The sequence below is a fragment of the Bradyrhizobium erythrophlei genome (assembly GCF_900129505.1).
GTDB classification, from domain to species: Bacteria; Pseudomonadota; Alphaproteobacteria; order Rhizobiales; family Xanthobacteraceae; genus Bradyrhizobium; species Bradyrhizobium erythrophlei_D.
In genome coordinates this window covers 3,275,822-3,297,368 of the sequence record NZ_LT670818.1, presented here as the reverse complement: position 1 = coordinate 3,297,368, position 21,547 = coordinate 3,275,822, and the positions used below count along the sequence as shown (strand labels likewise).

Annotated in this window: 18 protein-coding genes and 1 pseudogene; 13 read left to right on the top strand and 6 right to left on the bottom strand. The window is 60.8% G+C overall.

Annotated features, from left to right (window positions below; translation table 11 throughout):
* Positions 1–21: 21 nt before the first annotated feature.
* Positions 22–954 carry an IS30 family transposase gene (locus B5525_RS15255; protein WP_197687924.1) on the top strand — a complete coding sequence of 311 codons (933 nt, stop codon included), beginning with the start codon at positions 22–24 and terminating at the stop codon, positions 952–954.
* Between the two features lie 59 nt (positions 955–1,013).
* On the opposite strand, the gene B5525_RS15250 is transcribed toward B5525_RS15255, so the two are convergent.
* The 3 genes from B5525_RS15250 to B5525_RS15240 form a co-directional block, all read right to left on the bottom strand.
* A complete protein-coding gene (locus B5525_RS15250) occupies positions 1,014–4,127 on the bottom strand; it encodes an efflux RND transporter permease subunit (RefSeq protein ID WP_079566738.1) in 3,114 nt (1,037 codons plus the stop codon).
* Positions 4,128–4,158: 31 nt separating this feature from the next.
* The gene (locus tag B5525_RS15245; protein WP_172899883.1) at positions 4,159–5,154 is read right to left on the bottom strand and encodes an efflux RND transporter periplasmic adaptor subunit; all 996 of its coding nucleotides are present in this window, start codon (positions 5,152–5,154) and stop codon (positions 4,159–4,161) included.
* Between the two features lie 382 nt (positions 5,155–5,536).
* Positions 5,537–6,244 (bottom strand): response regulator transcription factor, encoded by a 708-nt coding sequence (locus B5525_RS15240; protein WP_079566736.1) that lies wholly within the window; start codon positions 6,242–6,244, stop codon positions 5,537–5,539.
* Between the two features lie 94 nt (positions 6,245–6,338).
* On the opposite strand from B5525_RS15240, the gene B5525_RS15235 reads away from it, so the two are divergent.
* The 4 genes from B5525_RS15235 to B5525_RS15215 all read left to right on the top strand — a co-directional run bounded on the left by B5525_RS15235 (position 6,339) and on the right by B5525_RS15215 (position 10,492).
* Entirely contained in the window at positions 6,339–7,022 is a 684-nt protein-coding gene (locus B5525_RS15235; protein ID WP_079573400.1) for a response regulator transcription factor, read from the top strand.
* 64 nt (positions 7,023–7,086) lie between these two features.
* On the top strand, positions 7,087–8,424 hold the full coding sequence (locus tag B5525_RS15230) for a sensor histidine kinase (RefSeq protein WP_244567907.1): 1,338 nt from the start codon (positions 7,087–7,089) through the stop codon (positions 8,422–8,424).
* A gap of 546 nt (positions 8,425–8,970) precedes the next feature.
* Positions 8,971–9,777, top strand: coding sequence for a winged helix-turn-helix transcriptional regulator (locus tag B5525_RS46300; RefSeq protein ID WP_244567906.1), 807 nt, complete (start codon positions 8,971–8,973; stop codon positions 9,775–9,777).
* Positions 9,778–9,892: 115 nt separating this feature from the next.
* Complete coding sequence (locus B5525_RS15215) at positions 9,893–10,492, top strand: NADPH-dependent FMN reductase (RefSeq protein WP_079566732.1); 600 nt, start codon at positions 9,893–9,895, stop codon at positions 10,490–10,492.
* 177 nt (positions 10,493–10,669) lie between these two features.
* Here B5525_RS15215 and B5525_RS15210 read toward each other — a convergent pair whose 3' ends face one another.
* Positions 10,670–11,176, bottom strand: a complete 507-nt coding sequence (locus B5525_RS15210; protein ID WP_244567905.1) for a hypothetical protein — start codon at positions 11,174–11,176, stop codon at positions 10,670–10,672.
* Between the two features lie 178 nt (positions 11,177–11,354).
* Positions 11,355–12,308 (bottom strand): hydrogen peroxide-inducible genes activator, encoded by a 954-nt coding sequence (locus tag B5525_RS15205; RefSeq protein ID WP_079566730.1) that lies wholly within the window; start codon positions 12,306–12,308, stop codon positions 11,355–11,357.
* Positions 12,309–12,554: 246 nt separating this feature from the next.
* Between B5525_RS15205 and B5525_RS15200 the strand changes: the two genes are divergently transcribed.
* From B5525_RS15200 to B5525_RS15175, 6 genes and pseudogenes are all read left to right on the top strand, one after another.
* Positions 12,555–13,202: a DedA family protein gene (locus B5525_RS15200; protein ID WP_079573398.1), complete on the top strand. Its 648-nt coding sequence runs from the start codon at positions 12,555–12,557 to the stop codon at positions 13,200–13,202.
* Between the two features lie 640 nt (positions 13,203–13,842).
* Positions 13,843–15,321, top strand: coding sequence for a catalase (locus B5525_RS15195; RefSeq protein WP_079573396.1), 1,479 nt, complete (start codon positions 13,843–13,845; stop codon positions 15,319–15,321).
* Between the two features lie 157 nt (positions 15,322–15,478).
* A pseudogene (locus B5525_RS43940) lies at positions 15,479–15,628 on the top strand (aminotransferase class I/II-fold pyridoxal phosphate-dependent enzyme); the annotation flags it as partial.
* Between the two features lie 74 nt (positions 15,629–15,702).
* On the top strand, positions 15,703–16,785 hold the full coding sequence (gene hemH, locus B5525_RS15185; protein WP_079566728.1) for a ferrochelatase: 1,083 nt from the start codon (positions 15,703–15,705) through the stop codon (positions 16,783–16,785).
* A 92-nt stretch (positions 16,786–16,877) separates the two neighbouring features.
* Positions 16,878–17,822 carry a LysR substrate-binding domain-containing protein gene (locus B5525_RS15180; protein ID WP_079566727.1) on the top strand — a complete coding sequence of 315 codons (945 nt, stop codon included), beginning with the start codon at positions 16,878–16,880 and terminating at the stop codon, positions 17,820–17,822.
* Positions 17,823–17,979: 157 nt separating this feature from the next.
* Positions 17,980–18,303 (top strand): hypothetical protein, encoded by a 324-nt coding sequence (locus B5525_RS15175; RefSeq protein WP_154073236.1) that lies wholly within the window; start codon positions 17,980–17,982, stop codon positions 18,301–18,303.
* A 92-nt stretch (positions 18,304–18,395) separates the two neighbouring features.
* Here the strand turns inward: B5525_RS15175 and B5525_RS15170 are convergent, their stop codons facing one another.
* On the bottom strand, positions 18,396–19,373 hold the full coding sequence (locus B5525_RS15170) for a DUF2066 domain-containing protein (RefSeq protein WP_244567904.1): 978 nt from the start codon (positions 19,371–19,373) through the stop codon (positions 18,396–18,398).
* A gap of 413 nt (positions 19,374–19,786) precedes the next feature.
* On the opposite strand from B5525_RS15170, the gene B5525_RS15160 reads away from it, so the two are divergent.
* A complete protein-coding gene (locus B5525_RS15160; RefSeq protein WP_079566723.1) occupies positions 19,787–20,545 on the top strand; it encodes an SDR family oxidoreductase in 759 nt (252 codons plus the stop codon).
* A 50-nt stretch (positions 20,546–20,595) separates the two neighbouring features.
* On the top strand, positions 20,596–21,477 hold the full coding sequence (locus B5525_RS15155) for a sigma-70 family RNA polymerase sigma factor (RefSeq protein WP_276328851.1): 882 nt from the start codon (positions 20,596–20,598) through the stop codon (positions 21,475–21,477).
* Positions 21,478–21,547 lie beyond the last annotated feature (70 nt).

Sequence of the window (21,547 nt, the reverse complement as noted above, 5' to 3'; positions counted from 1 at the left end):
AGATTCTCTCGATGGCTCAGCATGCGCTGCTCGTTGCGGTCGATTGCGCGCCACTTGGGACGATCTGCATCGACCGTCAGCCGCGAGGTCAGTCGCAATGGAGGAGCGGACCGCTATCGGGCTGCTGGGTCCGATCAGGCCGCCTGGGATCGGGCGCGGCGTCCCAAACTTTGCAAGCTGGCTTGCCGTCCGTTCTTGAGGCAGACAGTATCGATCGGGCTGCGGCGGCAATGGTCACCGGAGCAAATTGCTGGCTGGCTCAAGCGCACATATCCGGGTGAGCCTCAAAAGCAGGTGTCACACGAGACGATCTATCGGAGCCTGTTCGTTCAAGCGCGCGGCGTACTGAAAAAGGAGTTTCTTGAGCACCTGAGAGCGAGGCGCACGATCCGCCGCTCCAGGCACGCCAGCCTGAAACGGAACGGGCTCGGCCAGATCAAGAACGCTGTATCCATCAGCGAACGACCACCGTCTGTTGAAGATCGTGCGGTCCCAGGCCATTGGGAGGGCGACCTGATCGGCGGATCGAGGAACAGCTACGTCGGAACACTTGTCGAGCGCCATTCGCGCTACGTGATGCTGGTCAGGGTTGCGAACAAGGACACCGAAAGCGTTGTCTCGGCGGTGATCAAGCAATCGCAGCGACTGCCAAGCGAACTTTACCGGTCGCTGACCTGGGACAGAGGTAAGGAGCTTGCCGACCATCAGCGCCTGACATTGGCCACCGAGGTCGACGTCTATTTTGTGACCCTCGCTGTCCCTGGCAGCGCGGGTCAAACGAAAACACCAACAGATTGCTGCGCCAATATCTTTCCGCGTGGCACCGATCTGTCCTTGCACAGCCAGGCCAAGCTCAGTGCCATCGCAAGACAGTTCAATCAAAGGTCACGAAAGACCTTGCTCTATCTGACTCCAGCTGCGAAGTTCGCAGAATGTGTTGCAGCGATCGGTTGAACTCGCCGCGCCAACAGCGGTCTTTGGAGCGCGCATGAGGCCATTGGATGAAAAGGCTGTCATTCTGACGGCAATGGTTGAATCGCGGCTTTCGGCTTGAACGCCTTGGTCCTGGTCGTAGCCATGAAGCTGGCGATCCGTTCCATGTAGAGATAGACCACCGGCGTTGTGTACAGCGTCAACAGTTGCGAGACGCAGAGACCGCCGACGATCGCGATGCCGAGCGGACGCCGCAGTTCCGATCCGACACCCGTGCCGAGCGCCAGAGGTAGTGCGCCCAATAGCGCGCAGAGCGTGGTCATGGTGATGGGCCTGAACCGCAGGATGCAGGCCTGGATGATGGCTTGCCTCGGCGACATCCCACCTCGCTCCGCCGTTAGCGCGAAATCGATCATCATGATGGCATTCTTCTTGACGATGCCGATCAAGAGAATGATGCCGACAAGGCCCATGACATCGAGTTGCCCACCCGTCAGCATAAGGGCAACCAAGGCGCCGACGCCGGCCGACGGGAGCGTCGATAGGATCGTGATTGGATGCACCATGCTCTCATAGAGCACGCCGAGCACGATGTAGACCGCGACCAAGGCGGCCACAATCAGCACGGGCTGCGTGGCCAACGAGGCCTGAAACGCCTGGGCGGTCCCCTGGAATCCGGTCTGAATAGTCGCGGGCACGCCGATCCGGGTCTTCAGGGTGTTCACGGCCGTTACCGCGTCTCCAAGCGCTACGTTGGGAGCGAGATTGAAGCTGAGCGTGACCGATGGGAACAGGCCCTGATGATTGATCGCGAGCGGCGCAACGGACGTGCCCACCTTGGCGAACGTGCTGAGCGGGATCTGCTTGCCGGCGTTGTTCCCGATATAGAGATTATCAAGCGCGCCGGTATCGACCCTGAACTTGGGATCGACCTCCATCACGATCTTGTGCTGATCGAGTTGAGTAAAGATGGTCGCAACTTGCCGCTGACCGAACGCATCGTACAGCGTATCGTCGATTGCCTGGGGGGTGACGCCGAGACGGGTGGCCGTATCACGGTCGATCACGATACTGGCGTGCGGGGCGGCTGACTGAAGATCGCTCGCGATATCGCGGATCTCAGACAGCTTACGCAGCTCGGCCACCATGGTGTCGGCCCATTTATACAATTCGGGAAGATTGGGGTCCTGGAGCGTGTATTGAAACTGGGTCTGGGAGATCCGTCCACCCACGTTTATGCCCTGCACAGCCTGCATGGCGAGGCTCACCCCGGTCATCACTGACATCTGCTTGCGGATGCGTGCGATAACCTGGTCGGCGGTTACCGAACGGTCCGATTGCGGCTTCAGGATGATCTGCAAATTGCCGGTGTTCATGAGTCCCGAGCCGCCGAGGTTCGAGCGGACGGTCTCGACCGCCGGTTCTTTCATGATGAGGTCGACCACGGCCTGTTGTCTGGCAGCCATCGCCTCGAACGAGATGTCCTGCGCCGCCTGCGTGGAGGCGGAGATCAACCCGATATCCTGCTGCGGGAAAAACCCTTTCGGGATGACGATGAAGAGATACGCCGTCAACGCGAGTGTCGCCGCGAAGGACAGCATCACCAGGCGCGGATGGGCGATGATACTGAGCAAGGACCGCTTGTATCCGGCTTCGAACAGGGCGAACCCTCGTTCGAGGGCGCGAGACGCCAGGCCGCGGCGGGATTCGGGCTGGTGCCCTCGAATCATGAGCGCGCACATCATCGGCGTCAGCGTCAGCGAGACGATGGCCGAGATGATCAGCGCCACCGATACTGTGACCGAGAACTCGCGGAAAAGCCGACCAACCATTCCGCTCATCTGGAGAAGCGGGATGAATACTGCGATGAGCGACACCGTCATTGACACGACCGTGAAGCCAATCTCGCTCGCGCCCTTGAGTGTCGCAGCTATAGGTGAAGCGCCATCTTCGACATGGCGCACAATGTTCTCGATCACGACGATGGCGTCATCGACCACGAAGCCAACGACAATGGTCAGCCCCATGAGCGAGATGTTGTCGAGACTGTAGCCGAGCAGGTACATAATTCCGAACGTCCCGATCAAGGACACAGGAATGGTCACGGCTGGAATAATCGTAGCACTAAGGCTCTTCAAGAACACATAGATCGTCAGCACCACGAGGCCAATCGTGATCAACAGCGTTCTCTGCACGTCGCTGACCGCTGCTCGCACGGCAACGGTAGAATCGCCGGCTGTGGTCAACTGAACGGAAGGAGGAAGCCGTAGCCGAAGCGCGGGCAGCGCCGCCTTCACCCCCTTGACCACTTCAACCGCGTTGGCGCCGGGCTGCAGGTGGACGTCGATCGTGACGGCCTTTCGGTTGTTGTACCAGGCGCCCATCGTGGTGTTCTCGACGCTGTCGATAGCGCGTCCGATGTCGCTGATCCGCACCGGCGAGCCGTTGCGGTAGGCGACGATGGCCGCGTTTGTATTTGTCGAGCTGAGAAGCTGATCGTTGGCGTCCAGCGTAACCGAACGCTGGCTGCCATTAAGGGTGCCCTTCGGGCCGTTCGTGGTGGCAACCACGAGAGCCGCGCGGATATCTTCGAGGCTCAGACCCATGGACGCGATCTTCATCGGGTCAAGCTGGATCCGAATCGCCGATTTAGACGAGCCGGGCATGTCGACAAAGCCCGCGCCAGGGATTTGGGACAGGGTTTGGGCGACCAGATTCGTCGCGTCATCCATTACTTTCGGCAGCGGGATGGTGTCTGACTGCATCACAATTGAGATCGCCGTGAACTGTGCGGGATTGACTTTATGGTAGGTCGGCGGATTGGGCATCGTCTTCGGCAGCAGCCCGCTTGCCGCATTAATGGCGGTCTGCACATCCTGAGCAGCGCCATCGATGTTCCGATTGAGGTCGAACTGCAGCGTCAGGTTCGACATGCCGAGCGTGCTCGTGGACGTCATCTGCGTAACACCAGGGATGTTGGCGAACTGCTGCTCGAGTGGACTGGCAACCGTGGCCGCCATGGTTTCGGCATCCGCACCTGGCAGGCTCGCCTGAACCGCGATGGTCGGAAAATCGACCTGGGGCAGAGAGGAAATCGGGAGCAGCAGATAGGCGACTATGCCCACCAGAACGACGCCGAGGGTCAGCAGGGCCGTGGCAACGGGACGCTCGACGAAACGCTTCGAGATGTTCACAGGATTGACCTCAGACAGGGAGACGACAGATTTACTGTGTCGCGTTGTTCCGATCGGCGACCTTCTGGGGAGCGGAATCGCTCGGCAAAATGGACACTTTCAGGCCCGGCTTCATGCTGTACTGGCCGTCTGTGACCACCGTGTCGCCTGCGTTCAATCCGGGCGCGATTACGGTCGTGTCGCCGGCCACGCGCACGACCGTCACTGGGCGCTGTGCCAGAGTCATGTCGGGCTGCACGAGGTAGACGTAAGAACCACTTGTCGACTGCTGAACGGCGCTGGACGGCACAGTGACAACGTTCGACAGTAGCGCGCTCTGGATCGAAGCGTTGACGAATTGGCCGGGCTTGAGCAGATGATCCTTGTTCGGGAACGTCGCCTTGAGCCTGATGGTCGCGGTGGTGGGATCGATGTGATTATCGACGAGGCTCAAATCACCGGTGCCGAGCATTCGAGCATTGTCGGGCGATCGCGCCGTGACCGGGACGATAGATGTCGGTCGGCCCACCGCCCAATGACTGATCGCTTCCGACGGTACCGTGAAAACCACCGAGATCGGCTCGAGCTGATTGATGACCACAAGTCCCGGATCGGACGGAGTAATCATGTTGCCCGCATCGATCATCCGGATTCCGGCGACGCCGCTTAGGGGAGAGGTGATCGTGGAAAAGTCGAGCTGGGTCCTGGCAGTTTCGATCGCGGCCTGATCGGCCAAGATCGTGGCTTGCAATCCGGCAAGCTGCGATTTTTGCGTGTCGAGAGACTGGCCCGTCGCAAAGCCCTTTTGAGCGAGGCTCGTGATGCGCTGGAGATCAATATTCGTATTATTGAGTTGCGCCTGGTCCTTGGCCAGGATGGCCTCCGCCTGATGCAGCGGCGACAGGAATGGCCGCGGGTCGATGTGCGCCAGCTCGTCGCCGGCGTGGACTAACTGCCCTTCCGTGAAGACAATGTCGCTGATCTGGCCGCTGACGCGCGGCTTGACGGTCACGCTGTTGAATGGCTGAACCGTGCCGAGCCCGGTCACATAGATCGGTACGTTTTCGATTTTGGCTTGCGCAGTTCCTACGCCGATAACGGCAGTGGCGGAGGCCGAAGGCGCCGACGCCCCGGCGGCGGTTGCCTCATGGTGGATGTTGGCGTAAGCGCCATACGCGGTGCCGCCAAGAAGTATTAGAATAACGATTGCCCGCAACCGATGATGCTTTCGTCGCGGCGGCTCAACGGCGGGCCCGCGAGCCTCGACGACGAGGTCCTGGGCAAATGGTCGGTTGGTCATCGTTTTCTAATCCACCCAATTGATGAGACATCGACGGCCCGACAAGGCAGCCTGGAGCTGGTTCAACGCTTCGGTACTCTGACGGATCGGTCGTAGAGCGCGCATCGCTCGATGATGAAATCGATTTTAATCAGGCCGGTTGGTCCGGTTGCGTCGGGGTACCGCTAGGCTCGCGGATCGTGTAGCCGGCACTTGGGACCGTTTGGATCAACGGATGGGAGAAGCCCTCGTCCACTTTTTTACGTAGCCGGTGGATATGCATGTCGACGATGTTGCCGCGCGCCTCGAAATCATAGTCCCAGGTGGCCTCCAGCAGCATGGATCGCGTGACGACTTGGCCGGCGTGGCGGACCAACTGTTCCAACAGGAGGAATTCGCGACGTTGAAGGCGGATCGGCCGTCCTGCCCGCGACACTGTCCGGCCGACCGTGTCGAGTTCGAGGTCGCCAACCCGCAGCACCGAGAGGCGCCGCGAGCGGTCGGTCCGGCGGCCAAGCGCCTCAAGGCGCGCCAGAAGCTCCGCGAACATGTAGGGCTTGGCGAGGTAGTCGTCGCACCCGGCGCGCATACCCTCGACGCGATCGACCGTGCTTGCGACGGCGCTCAGCATCAGCACCGGAGTGCGAGGATCGTGCTCGCGCAGGCGCCGAACTAAGGTGACGCCATCCATCGCCGGCAGCATGCGGTCGAGGACGAGTGCCTCGTAGATGCCTTCGAGCGCCATGGCCAGCGCGGTTTCGCCATCCGCGACGCGATCCACGATATGACCGCTCTCGGTCAGGCCCCGCACCAGATAATTCGCCGTGCGATCATCGTCTTCGGCAACCAGGATGCGCACCGCGTTCCTTTCTTAAACTAGATTTCATGTGTGGTAGATGGGCACTTTGCTCGCTATATGGCAGACAGGCTCCAGGTCCTTTTGGAGGAGAAGCATGGCTAGGGTGCTGGTAGTGGAGGACGATGTCCAGACCGCCGCGGAGATTGCGGCTGCACTCGGCGATTCCGGCTTCGACGTCGATTGCGCCCATACCGGCCGCGAGGGGTTGCTGAAAGCGGGCGCGGACGCGTACGAGGCCATCGTGCTGGACCGCATGCTGCCTGGCGGAGTGGACGGGCTTACCGTTCTATCGACCCTCCGCACGGTCGGCGTCGAAGCGCCAGTGCTCATCCTTAGCGCCTTGTCTGCGGTGGACGAGCGGGTGCGAGGACTCCGCGCCGGTGGCGACGATTACCTGACCAAGCCCTTCGAATTTCTAGAGCTGACTGCCCGGATCGAGGTTTTGGTACGGCGGCAGGCGGTCCCTCGGCGGGATACGATGCTCCATGTCGGCGACCTGGAGATCGACCTCCTGAGCCGCGAGGTGCGCCGAGCCGGTCGGCTCGTCGAGCTGTTGCCGCGAGAGTACCATCTGCTCGAGTATCTCATGCGGCAACCGAACCAGGTAGTGACGCGGACGATGCTGTTCGAAGAGGTCTGGGGTTATCACTACGACGAACGGACGAACGTGATCGACGTGCACATTGGCAAGCTCCGCCGGAAGCTCGACGAAGGCGGGTTGCCCACGCTGATCTACACCGTGCGCAGCTCGGGGTATGTGCTCCGTGCGGCTGAGTGATCTCCGGCGCACCACGAGCTTTCGGCTCGCCCTGCTGTTTCTTGCGCTCTTTGGGGCGGCCTCCTTGACGCTCTTCGGTTTCCTCTACTGGCAAACCGCTGGTTACTTACAGAGCGGCACGGACGAATGGCTGACTAGGGAACTTGCGGGCCTGGTCGCTGCAAGCCCCTCCCAGCTCATCGAACATCTGAACGAGCACGCGGCGCGCGATCCCGAGGGCGACCGCCCGTTTGCCTTGTTCGATGCCGCCGGGCACGGAGTCGCGGGCAAGGTGGCGAACCTGCCGACGCCCTCGCCGTCGGACCGTCCCTTCGAGTTCAGGTTGAACCGGCGCGGTGAGGCGGTGACGTTCCGGGGCTTGGCGCACCGGTTGCCCTCCGGCGACGTCGTCCTCGTCAGTCAGAATGTGCACGAGATGCACGAATTCCGCGAATTGCTGGTCGGCGCCATGGCTTGGGGCGGCCTGCTGGTTCTGATCATGGGGCTGGCGGGCGCGGCTGTGATTGGCGCTGGGTCGGTCCGCCGCATCGATGAGGTCGCCCATGCCATCGAACGCATCGTCAATGGCAATTTGGCCGAGCGCCTGCCGACCCGTGGGACGGCAGGTGATCTCGACCGGCTGGTGGATGTCGTCAATGGAATGCTGGACGACATTGAGCGGCTGATGCACGAAGTGAAGGGCGTGAGCGATGGGATCGCGCACGATTTGCGCACGCCGTTGACGCGGCTGCTCGCCGGCCTCGAGCGGGCGGCCCGCCGCGCGGCCTCGGTTGACGAATTTGCCACCGCCGTTGATGAGGCGATTGTCGAAACCAAGGCCGTTCTCTCGACATTTGGTGCAATGCTGCGCATCTCCGAAGTTGAGGACGGCGCGCGGCGCACTGGGTTCACGACGCTCGATCTTGCCGCGATCGCAGCTGATGTGAGGGATTTCTACGAGCCGCTGGCTGAGGGCAAGGGCGTCTCGTTCTCGCTGAAAGACGAGAGCGGCGGGTCGGCCAAGATGGCCGGTGATCCAAGTCTGCTGTTCGAGGCGATCGGGAACCTGGTGGACAATGCGATCAAGTTCACGCCGCCGGGGAGGCGGGTTGCATTGCGCATCTTTCGTGCAAATGAAAATCTCGGCATCATCGTGACCGATACTGGACCTGGCATTCCCGCAGAGGAGCGCGAGGCTGTCCTGCGGCGCTTCTATCGCGCAGAGAGGAGCCGCCACACCCCTGGGACTGGACTGGGGCTCAGCCTCGTCGCGGCCGTGGCCAGGCTGCACGGCCTCGATCTCGTCATCGAAGATGCCAAGCCGGGCTGCCGCGTGACACTGCGGCGAGAGGGTGCCTCGACTTGGCCGACGCTCGCTGCGGCGATAACGCGGGACACTCGGCCCGCAGCCCTCGGCAGGTGAGCGGTGGTCTCCGCTGCATGCTGCCGTCCCTCTCAATCCGTAATCCGTTCGAACGCGAGCAGGCGGCTGAAAGAGGCGATGTCAGGTTATGCGCCGTCCGGAGTGATACATCCGTTCCGCGTCTAAGCCAAAGTTTTTTGTCGCCTCAAAGCGATGACCGCTTTGCGCCAGAAACGGCCATTCAACAACTGATAAGCTTTCTATGATTTGTTTATCAGTCGTGACTGACTCCATTCTATGCCTTTCCTTATCAGTTCCGGACCCAGCTTTGCGCCATGGCACGCGAGAATTTTTGGCGTACACGTCATCTGGTTGCCGCAGATCATTCGCCGCCAAACTTGGATGGGTCATCGTAGGCTGGAGGGTCGTCGTGGTCGGTCCGCAGACCACCCATAACGGAGTCGTCGCGATAGATCCGCACACCACCTGGGGTGACGTAGCTTGGGATCACAGCCTGGCTGGGACGAACGATGACATGTCGCGATTTGGCATGATGCGCTCTTGCGGCGGCGTTCGCAGAAGCACAGAGGGCGATCAAAAGGCATAATGCCAAGCCAGAACGCATTGCATTTTCTCCAATCAATTGGCCCCGTTCTTACATGGTGCGCGGGCCGCACCGTTGTAACCGGTAACGGCCTCTATCGGGTGATCGTGGGGCTGCCGCAGACGATCCTGCACCTATCAGGCGCGCCGCGCGCGGCGTCACGCTGGGCTTATTGGCGGGACGAGATCCAAGGAACGTCAACACGGTTCGTTCCTGGAACGAACTTGCAGTGCCATATGTCTGTGATGGCCCAGGTCCACGCCACCCTGGGCGGGGGCGGCTTAGCGCTATTCGCTTTTATGTCGCGAAAAGTGGCAACCAACATCACGAGGGTACGCCGTGCCGTCGAGGCTGCTCACGGAGATCGATGCGCCCGCGGTCTTTATTCATGGCGTAATCGACCTTATGTTTGCTGCATGACCATTGAACCCCAACAACTTCCCGCTGATTGCCGCCGGGCCAGAGACATCCTGGCGCGGGTCGGTGACAAATGGACAATCCTGCTTCTGATGGTGCTCGGCGACCGGCGGATGCGCTTCACGGAATTGCACCGGGCGGTCAATGGCATCTCCGAGCGCATGTTGACCGTTACGCTGCGAAATCTCGTGCACGAAGGGATCCTGATCCGGACAGTCCACCTCACGATTCCGCCGCGGGTCGAATACGAACTTTCCGACCGCGGGCGCTCGCTCAAGCTTGCGCTGGCCCCGATCGGTAGGTGGGTGATGGAGAACCAGACCGACATCGACGAGGCGCGCGAGCGACTTCGAGAGCAATCTCACGAGGATAGCGCCGTCGTCGACGATTAAAGCCGCGACCTCACTTACTGGCGGGTAAGTCACTGCGGAAAAAGTGCGATCTTGCGCCCACCGGGGTTACCACAACATGGTGGCTTACCAATCGTGAGTGTCTAGGAAAGCGACTATGCAAAAACGACCCAAAATCGGCGTCATCATCAGCACGACCCGTCCCGGGCGGTTCGGCGAAGTCCCGACGAACTGGCTGTTCAATATCGCCAAGGAGCGCAATGACGCCGATTTCGAGATTGTCGATCTCCGCGATTATCCCATGCCGTTCTTCGAGGAAAAGGTGCCGCTGCACGTTGCGCCGCCGCAGAACGAAGTCGCCCTGCGCTGGGGTGAGAAGATCGCCAGCCTTGACGGCTACATCTTCGTCACCGCGGAATACAACCACAGCATTCCGGCCGTGCTGAAGAATGCCCTCGACTATCTTTGGTCCGAGATCCACCGCAAGCCGGCGACCTTCCTGGGCTATGGCGGGGGCGGCGCAGCCCGCGCCGTCGAGCATTTGCGGAATATCCTCGCCACGGCGCAAGTGGCCTCGCTCCCGCGCGCCGTTCATATCGGCATGATCGAGATGATGGGCATGATGCGTGAGGGCAAGTCCATGGCGGACTATCCCTACCTCGACGACTGCGCCAAGCCGATGCTGGACGAACTCGTCTGGTGGGCCAACACGCTCAAGGAAGGCCGCTCCGGCGACAGGGTCGCCGAGGCAGCCTGAGTTCTGGTCAGCACGGGATCGGCAAAAGTGGCCTACTGCTGTGCCGATGGGAAGAAGGGGAATCCCGCAAAACTTGACCTCAGCGCAGGACCACGCTGAGGTCATCTCATGGCAATCGACGCTTAAGCAGTCAGTTGACGTTTTAGACCGCGATCAACATCGATGCGCGACGGTCGATCAACCGCATACCTGGCGGGGTTGCAGACGCCGACCATGCGCGGTGTCCACCCGTCGCTGAAGAACGTAGCAACTGCCGTCGTCGTAGTAGGAATCGTAGTACGGATAGTCGTAAGCGTAGTCGTTCCAGTAGCCATACGGCCGGTAGCCGTAGCGGTGGTCCCCGTAGTCGTGGCCACGAAATCCTCGAACGACGGGACCGGGGCCAAAACCGTGGAAGCCGCCATTGTTGGATCCTCGAACGACGGGGCCGGGGCCACCGTGAAATCCTCCAGCGAAAGCGCCACTGTAGAAGCCGCCGCCGCCAAAGCCGGCCATGCTGCCTCCGTGAAAGCCACCGCCACCACCAAAGCCGCCGCTGCTAAAGCCGCCGCCCCCGTGTCCGCCGCCACCGCCACCTCCGCCTCCGCCGCCGCCTCCACCGCCGCGTGCCTGTGCACCCGTCGCGAGCAGAGAGCCGGCAAGGAGGGCGGTTGCCAATACCATCATCGTTTTTCGTCCAGTCATGAATCGTTCCTTTCGACGGGCAGAGCCATCAGTGATCATCGAACTTCTCGCCCGGCCCTCATGTGGTCGCCCGGCTCCGAATAGCTAACGGGAAATTTCGAAGGCATTAATCGGAGCAGCCGATGGCGCCCGGCCAGCACCCAGGTATCGCCACAATGGATGCCGGCCTGGCACGCTGTCAGCGCGCTGTCAGTGCTTCAATGTCATGGTCAGGCGCAAATGCTCTCTTGGTACCCGTCAGACACTCTCGGATAAGATTTCCGAGCATCCTGAATTCGGCGCCGCGCGAGGTGGTCGGCCGCCAGGCTAGGACCAGGGTGCGGAACGGCTTGTCTGGAGAGAGCGGGCGAATCACAACATTGCGAGTTGAAGCGAGTTCCGAATCCACCGCCATCTGGGGCATTAGTGTGATGCCAAGCTCTGCGGCCACCATCTGGACAAGCGTTCGCAGGCTGGTCGCCTGGAAGACCTCATTGCGCACCGGATCCACGATCCGACATGCCTGCAGCGATTGGCTGCGCAGGCAATGCCCGTCCTCGATCAGGAGCAGTTGCTCACGCGCCAGGTCATCACGGGTTACCACTTTGTGATTGCGAAGAGGATGGTTGCGCGGCATCGCAACGACGATTGGATCTTCCGCCATTTCCATCGCCTCGACATCGCCAAGTCCGTAAGGAATGGCCACCAGCAAAATGTCGAGTTCTCCGCTCGCGAGCTTGTCCAGCAGGACTGTGGTCGGAGCCTCCCGCACGTACAGCTTGAGCTTCGGCAGCGCAGTGCCCAGATGCGACAGCAGCGAGGGCAGGACATACGGCCCGACTGTCGGGATTACCCCGAACCGGAGCGGCCCGGACAATGGCTCCTGCGCGTTGCGGGCCAACCCGACCATCTCCTCGGCGTCGACCAGCAGGCGCTGGGCGCGCGTCGCGATCTCTTTCCCCAAGGGCGTCAGCATCACCTGGCGCTGGCTGCGCTCGAACAGCGTTATGCCCAGCCTTGCCTCGAGTTCCTTGATCCCACCGCTCAGCGTAGATTGGGTGACGGCACAATTTTCCGCAGCACGACCGAAATGGCGTTGCTCGGCCAGAGCACACAGAAAGCGGAGTTGTTGAAGACTGGGCAGAATGGCCATCGGAATGTCCAATGAAGCTGTGCGTTTTTATCCATTGGACCAATGGCCAGGAATGGCGGACCCTCCACACACACTAGATAAGAGCCGGCAGCTGATCTTTCCATCGCCGGCTACTTATAAATCAGTCGCTTGCGAACATCTCACCATTTGGTGAAGCACCATGAAATACCGCCAACATTTCGAATCCACCATCGTGGCAATTCGCCGCGAGGGTCGTGCGTCTACACGGATATGGGACCTCAAAAGATGGAGTTTACTTCTTTGTCGGATGCCTTGATTAGCTTAATCCCAACTTACGGCCCGTGGATCATCTTTGGTGTTGTTGCGCTCGAAAGTGCCGGCGTGCCTCTCCCCGGAGAGACAATCCTAGTTGCTGCTGCACTCCTTGCCGCCACCACTGCTCAGATCAACATCGTTGTCGTTGTATTAGCAGCTGCAACAGGTGCGATTGTCGGGGACGGTTTGGGATACATGGTCGGGCGTCGGCTTGGCTTGCCGTTTCTTCGCAGATACGGTCGGTACATCCGCCTCGATGAGGATCGATTGCTGATCGGCCGATATCTTTTTTTTCGGTACGGGAACGGCGTCGTGTTCTTTGGCCGTTTCATTGCAGTGCTACGAATGTTTGCGGCTTTGCTTGCGGGCGCCAATAGCATGCCGGCACGGCGTTTTTTCTTCTTCAATATAGCCGGTGGGGTCTGCTGGGCGTGTCTGTTCGGCTTCGGTGCTTACGCAGTGGGCGCCGAAGTTTACAAGATTTCCGGAACACTGAGCGTGATCTCATTGGGCCTATTTATTGCGGCGGGATATGCACTCTCAATTTACATTCGACGAAATGAAGTGACGCTACGCGGTCGAGCGGAGGTAGCTCTGTCAGATCATTCGTGCGGATGACCAACACGCGTTAATGTGCAATGCCACTTAGCCGACGACGATATTTTGGCAAATGTCCGCTTCTCTAATCGGCCGTTTGGGGTCAAGCGCTTTCAGACTATCCTGTGTGTACCGAAAGCCTAAACGCGAGCGTATTGGTGATGAAGTCCGCCAAGGATACCACGTGAACTTATGACACCGATCCGCTGAACCGGGTGAGAAACTGGCGTATCCTTGTTCAAGGATTGATGCGTTCTGACGCAATTGTACAACACGACAACGGAACGCCCACGGGATCGCGGAGTACGAGCTTCTTTATCCGCCGACGCGCGCATTGGTGTTGAGCGCCATACTCGCAGCCGAATCTGTGTGTCACTTCGCGCGCAAGTCTGGGTTTCCACGCCGCCAGGATTTTCGACCTGTTCGGTCGAGAATTCTCGAATTCCGGCGTGACCTGCCTCGTGCGGCGTATTCAGACAACGCCTGGAATATAATGGCTTATCTGTGCGCTTTCGTAAGCGAACGCGCCAACTCATAGGAGAACCCTATAAGAGTCCGCGGAAGTATATATTTCCTCTAATAATCATCGCCTCCTATGGTCGTGTTCGGCACCACCGAACCTCGATGGCGCCAGCCCAGGACCATCAAAGGAGGCCAGACAATGAGTAATAAACTGACGACCGCATTCGGCGCCCCTGTCGTTGACGACAACAACATTATGACCGCCGGCCCGCGCGGACCCGCGCTACTGCAGGATGTGTGGTTCCTGGAGAAGCTCGCCCACTTCGACCGCGAAGTGATTCCAGAGCGGCGCATGCACGCAAAGGGCGCCGGCGCCTTCGGCACCTTCACGGTGACACACGACATCACCCGCTACACCAAGGCCAAGATCTTCGCCGAGGTCGGCAAGCAGACCCAGATGTTCGCTCGCTTCTCGAGCGTCGCCGGCGAGCGCGGCGCGGCCGATGCCGAACGTGACATTCGGGGCTTCGCCCTGAAATTCTACACCGACGAAGGCAACTGGGATCTCGTCGGGAACAACACGCCGGTCTTCTTCATCAAAGACCCGCTGAAGTTCCCCGATCTGAACCATGCCATTAAGCGCGATCCGCGCACCGGAATGCGCAGCGCCGACAACAACTGGGATTTCTGGACGCTGCTGCCGGAAGCGCTGCATCAGATCACGATCGTGATGAGCGAGCGCGGCATCCCGAGGACCTGGCGCCATATGCACGGCTTCGGCAGCCATACCTACAGCTTCTTCAACGCTCAGAATGAGCGCTTCTGGGTAAAGTTCCACTTCCGCACGCAGCAGGGCATCCAGAACATGACGGATGCCGAAGCGGTGGCGGCGATCGGCGGCGATCGCGAGAGTCACATGCGCGATCTCTTCGAGGCCATCGAAGGCGGCGATTTCCCGCGGTGGACGCTCTATGTGCAGATCATGACGGAGGAGGAAGCCGACAACTATCCGATCAATCCGTTCGATCTGACCAAGGTCTGGCCGAAAAAGGACCATCCGCTGATCGAAGTCGGGGTCATGGAACTCAATCGCAACCCGGAAAACTTCTTCCAGGATGTCGAACAGGCCGCGTTCGCCCCGACAAACATCGTCCCTGGCATCAGCTTCTCTCCGGACAAGATGCTCCAGGGCCGCCTATTCTCCTACGGAGACACCCAGCGCTATCGGCTCGGCGTCAATCACTCGCAGATTCCGGTGAACGCCCCGAAATGCCCGGTCCATAGCTACCACCGCGACGGCGCGATGCGCGTCGATGGCAATGGCGGCCGCGGCACCCATTATGAGCCGAACAGCCGTGGTGCGCTCCAGGCGCAACCCGATTTCTCGGAGCCGCCGTTGAAGAACGAAGGCGCGGTGGCGCGCTGGAACCACCGGGAGGATACCGACTACTTCTCGCAGCCGGGCAACCTCTTCCGCATGATGTCGCCCGCCCAGCGGCAGGTGCTGTTCGATAACACGGCTCGCGCGATCAATGGCGCTTCCCAGCCGGTGGTCGAGCGTCACGTTGCCAACTGCACGCAGGCCGATCCGGCCTACGGCAAGGGCGTGGCCGATGCGATCGACAAGCTCGCGCGGTCGAGGATCGTTCCCAACCCCGTGACCGAGGCAGCCGAATAACATCTGAAACCTCGCCCGTCGGGTAGATCGGCAACACCTGCAATGCCGTCTCCCTTGGCACCCTGTCCGCGCTGACCCCTTTCGGTGCGGACAGGTCTTCCCACCAAAGCGACGAAAGGACACGCTGACCATGGTCGATTACCTGGCTCATTTCGGGATCTGCGATCTGGCCGAGCGCCACAACGCCATGACCTGCATTGATGAGGTCCATGCGGTCGGCATGTATGGCCCGCGCGGGGCCGGCATTGCTGAGCGCGACGACGTGATGCACGGCATCGACCTGATCGAAGGCACCCTCCCCAAGGCGAAGCGCCGGCCGTCCCCGCAACGGCAGGCCAATCTCGCTCGGTGCCCAATCATGGCGATTACTGCGAGGCACACATGACCTTCCACAGCACGAACCTTGCAAGCCTGACAAAGGAGGTGTGTTCGCAACCTCCGCAAGTCAACTTCATCACGCCCCGCAAAATCGGCATCCTGCTCAGCAACCTCGGCACGCCCGACGCAACCGATTACTGGTCGGTGCGGCGATATCTCTCGGAGTTTCTTTCGGATCGAAGGGTCATCGAAGCGCCGCGGCTGATCTGGTTTTTCATTCTCAACGGGTTGATCCTCACGTCCCGCCCGGCCAGCAAGGGGAAAGACTATCAGACGATCTGGAATCGCGAATTGAACGAGAGCCCGCTGAAGACGATCACGCGCGCGCAGGCCGAGAAACTGCAGGCAGCGATTGACGCCGGCCTGCTGGGTCCAAACTCGGTTGACGTCGTCGTCGACTGGGGCATGCGATATGGAAATCCATCGCTCAAATCGGCTATCGACCGATTGTCAGATCAGGGATGCGACCGGCTCCTGCTCCTGCCGCTCTATCCGCAGTATTCCGCTGCCACGAGCGCAACGGCCTGTGATAAGGTGTTCGAGGCGCTGGCCAAGATGCGGCGGCAACCCGTCCTTCGCGTGGCCGCTCCCTATTACGACGAGACCTCCTACATCGAGGAGATATCGCGCTCGATCACGGAGGGGCGGGATGGTCTGGGTTTCGAGCCGGAGGTGGTTGTCGCCTCGTTCCACGGCATGCCGGCTGAGACGCTGGCCAAGGGCGATCCCTATTACGAGCACTGCCAGCGAACCGGGGAGCTGATCCGCCTGCGCCTGAGACTGCCCGTGGACAAGTTCATCGTCACGTTCCAGTCGCGCTTTGGATCGGCCGAATGGCTTAAGCCCTACACCGATGAAACAGTGAAAGCGCTTGCGGCCAGCGGCGTGAAGCGCATCGCTGTCCTGACCCCGGGGTTCTCAGCGGACTGCCTGGAGACGATCGAGGAGATCGGCGAGGAGAACGCCGGGTATTTCTTTGAGGGCGGCGGCGAAGAATTTGCTCGGATTCAATGCCTCAACGCCAGTGACGGCGGTATGCGCGTCATCGAGACCATCGTCCGCCGCGAATTGCAGGGATGGATTTAGCGTGGCGGAAGGCCCCCGCGTATGACCTCCTCACAAATAGGATTATCACAACCTTCCTTGATTATTAATAGTGGTATCCTATATCGCGGCATATGAATGTCTCGGGTCTCTCTCTTCGCGATCTTGAATACGCCGTCGCCGTTGCGGAGCTTGGCAGCTTCGTCAAGGCGGCCGAGCGGTGTCACGTCGCCCAACCCTCCCTCTCCGTGCAAGTGAGCAAGCTCGAAGCCCGACTCAAGACGGTCATTTTCGAGCGCACGACCCGGCGTTTGATCGTAACCGCTGAAGGTCGGCAACTCGTCGATCAAATGCGGAAGATATTGCTTGAGACCCGCAACCTCCTCGACCTCGCCAGCCGCTCCGATGAACCCTTCGGTGGCAAGCTCCGGCTGTCCGCGATAGCGACGCTCGGACCCTATTATTTCCCCCACGTCCTCCACGATCTGCGCGCACGCTATCCCGCTCTCTCCCTCGTCCTCGGCGAAGGCAGAACCGACGATTTAATTGCCGCGCTGATCCGCGGTGACCTCGATGCCGTCGTCATCTCGGCCCCCGTCATCGAACCGGGGTTGAGCGAAGCCGCTCTGTTCCGGGAACCCTTCGTGATGGCGTGTCCACGCGGCCATTCGGCCACATCGCCGCGCGGCATGGGATGGGTGGGCCTGGAGGCCAACGAGCGCCTGTTGCTTGAAGAAGGCCATTGCCTCCGCGAGCAGGCGATCGCGGCATGCTCCGAGATAGATGCCTCAAACCGCCACGCGACCAGTCTAGAGACCCTGAAATACATGGTCGCAGCGAGCGAAGGATGCACCTTGATGCCGGCACTGGCGGTCACCGAAATCAACGGCATCGAATATGTGCCTTTGCCGCTGGCCGGTTACTCGCGGACGATTGAGCTGGTCTGGCGCCGCAGCGACCCGCGCGCCGATGATTTCGCCAATCTCGCCGCCCATCTTCGGAATATTCGTCACCCCGGCATCGAGCCTTGCGACAGCGCCTCACAGACAGGCTCGGATCGTTCCAAAAAACGCGCTTGATATTGATGAGCCAATGACGGAGTTCACCTGCGCGTAAGCCATTTCTGCAACGAATTGCCATGGTGTTCTAGTCGACGAAGTTGTCCCGTGGTTTTCCTTGCGTAGATTGAGCGTCAAAGGCTTGCTCGTGCGCGTGGCTAGAAGAGCCAAAGGGCTAGTGGAGCGCCCGCAAGCGCTTCGACAAGATCGTCGAGAGTTAAAGCAGTTCGACCGCGGAAATTCGAACCTTCGGGTGGTCTATTGCCATTACTTCGCGCCGGATCCGAATCCGGAGGAAGTATGGGCCATCGACGAGACCGTTCATGGATCTCCGTCGCGCCGGGGGAAAAGCCACTGGAAGCCGGCTTCGTTCTTATTCCCGGCCAAAACCAACGCAGCGGTGTGCATTTTTGGAGACGACGCCGCAAGCGAATTGATTGGTCGCCGGGAGACGAATGTCGGCTTTGCGCTTTTACTGACGTCCGCGTATGGCACTGGCTGACGCCCGTGGTTCGTCGGACGTCCGCTTCGCGCCAAAAAGCGGACGTCCGAAACTATAGAGATTTGCTAAACCTCAAATCGGTTCGCACCTCGTCATTCCCGACTCCCGGCTTCGCCTTTGTCAGACAGCACCTGCGCGGCGCCACCGATGCCGCGCCGGAAGGCTTCATCAAACGTGACGCCGCGAAGCCGCCAGCGGTGCGGCCGACCGGCCCGGTCGATCTGCCATTGCGTGGCCCATCCAAGGTCCTGATCATTCCAGACCAGGCGTCCGACCAAGGCAACTTCCCCGCCCTGCCCGGCCGCGAGCGAGACCAGCGTCGAGGACGGCGTCTTGCTCAGCTCCGTACCGTTGATGTTCGCCTTCGCCAATGCCGCCGCGGTCGGCAGCACAATGTTCATCCCGCGCCTGGCAGCCGCCGCGAGCAGCGCGTCGCGTTGTAAATCGGATTGCGTTCCATCCGACGTGACGATGAATTTCCGCTCGCCTTGCTCCATCTCGACAAAGGCAGCAAGCACCGGACGACGTGAAAGCCACGGCTTCAAGCCAAGTGCCTTGAGCACGCCGTCGATTTTCTCCTTGTCGAAGTCGACGGTCAGGTCGAATGGCCGATCGCGTGTGCCCTGCTCGTCGCGTTCGGGCTTGCCGGAGAACTGATCGCGATAATCGAACGCTGTGACGAAATCCTTTGCCTTCGATTTGTACGCCGCTAACCGGCGGTCACCCGCGAGCCTCTCGGCTCCTGATACTTTGATGAGGACGTCCTCCATGCACGACGCAAAGCCGATCATGCGATTTGCCTCGCCCTGGCCCGTCACGACGGTTTGTGCGCGATAGAGGTCCTCTGCCGCCGTCGCGGGGATCGCGGTGCAACAAGCCAACGCGGCCGCAAGAAATATCCCGATGATGGCGCGTGCCGTACCAAACCATATCAAGCCGCGCCGGCGTTTTGTGCCGTGAATGGCAATCATGAGGATCTCCCGGTTCCGCGATTCCCCGGAGAAGACTCTTACCTTCAAGCATTTGCCAGATTTCGCGCAAATGCAACCTGTCCGGGAGCCGGTCGCCACCGGCGAGGCAAATCGGGCTTACCATTGTGCCATCGCCGCTCGGCCGCGCCAACGAGGTGATCGAATGCAGTTCGTCATTTCCGTTGTTGGCCACTTTTGAGACATGCCGACCGGCTCTAAAAATGTCCGTTCATCGGGAGATCGGAGGTGACCGTCGGGCGATCAGAACGACGCGATTGGCACTGTTCGGGACCTCGTCGTCTGGACGAATGTCTGCTTCGCGCCACCATAAGCGGCCGTTCCATAACCGCTCATTACGCGAACGACGAGGCGGAGCCGAAAGACCGGCCCCGCCCTTGAATTCACCTCAAGCTGCTCTTTAAGAGTTCCGGGCTCCAATCGGCAGACCGTTGATTGACTCTTTTTTCGAGGCTGAATCGTCCTAGCTTCATAGAAATACTGGAGCAGAACCGATGAACCTCAAAGATAAGAATGTCGTCGTCACCGGCGGAAGCCGCGGCTTGGGCCTCGGGCTGGTCGAGGCGCTCGTGGAGCACGGCGCCAGGGTCACGGTGGTCGCGCGCCAATCCGATGCCCTTGAGGCCGTCCGGGCCCGACTGGACGTTTCCACGGTCGCGGCGGACATTAGGGACGAGGCCGCCGCCCACCGCATCCTTGCCGACGTTCGGCCGGACATTCTCACGCTGAACGCCGGGGCGAAGCCACCGATGGGGCGATTGGACCAAATGAGCTGGGCGGATTTCACCGCACCCTGGGAGCACGATGTCAAAGCGGGGTTCCATTGGCTGCAGAGCGCGCTGAACCTGCCACTCAAGCCCGGGAGCCGCGTCCTGGTGGTGTCGAGCGGCGCGGCTGTGGAGGGATCGCCGATGTCGGGCGGGTATGGTGGCGCCAAGCGCATGCTCTGGTTCATGGCCAAATACGCCAATCGCGTTTCCGAGCAGAGGAAACTTGGCATCCGCTTCCAGACGATCCTCCCGCGGCAGATGATTCTGGGTACCGGAATCGGCGACACGGCCGCCGGCGCCTACGCACGAGCCATGGATATCGAGCCCGAGGCGTTCGTGGCCCGCTTTGGGGCGCCGATGCCGCCAAGGGTCTTCGGCGAGAACGTGGTGGCCGTGCTGCACGACCCGGCGCATGCTGAGGGCTTTGCCTTTGGGCTGACGGGCGACAAAGGCGTCACGATGATGGAGGGGTTCGCGGATTGAGCGTAGAACGGATCTCAGCGCACGGCGATCACCGGGCGCGGCTCCTCGCCTTGGCCGACGAGCTGCGGCCCGAGCTACATCGCTATTGCGCGCGTCTCATGGGATCGGTCATCGAAGGCGAGGACGTCGTGCAGGACACGCTCGTCCGTGCGTTCGTGGCACTGCCAGATCTGCAGGAGGCGCCGCCGCTTCGAGCGTGGTTGTTTCGGATCGCGCACAACCGCGCCCTCGACCTGCTGCGGAGCCGAGCGGCGCGGAAGGCTGAACCGATCGACGCGGCCTCGGACGTCGCCGACTCGGCCAGCCCTGACCCCGTGGAGATGCTGATGCGCCGGGAAGCGGTCAACACTGCAGTGTCGCGCTTCGCGGAGCTTCCCACCCTCCAGCGGAGTGTCGTTATTCTTAAGGACGTGCTCGATGAGTCATTGATCGAGATTGCCGGTTTGCTCGACCTGACCGTCGATGCGGTGAAGGGGCATCTGGCGCGGGGCCGCGCGCGTCTTCGTCAGATCAATGAGCAAGCTGGTCCGCCTCCGGAAGCGCGGCCGGCGTCCGCTGCGGTGACGCGCTATGCCGAGCTCTTCAATCAGCGGGACTGGGATAGCCTGCGGGCGCTTCTGGCCGACGATGTGAAACTCAATCAGTCCTCGCATCCGCCTCGCATCGGTCGTGCGGACGCCGGTTTGTTTTTCACCATCTATGCCAAGAGTGAGGGCGTGTGGCTCGCCCCAGCCTGGCTTGAGGGCCGGGAGGTGATTGCAGTCTTCGAAGATCGCGCCGATCCGAAGCCCAGCTATATGATGTGGCTCGAGTGGCGCGACGGCCGGATCAGTTTCATCCGCGACTACCGCCATGTCCGTTATGTCGCCGCCGACGCAGAGTTGGTGCTGGCGCCGGAAGCCAAGCCCACGGACGACCGCGCCGCGCACTGACAGCGCCCGCCTGCGGTTCTCGCAGCGTCGTCGTCGCGGGCCGAGGTCTCGTTCAGCATCAGCCCAGTGG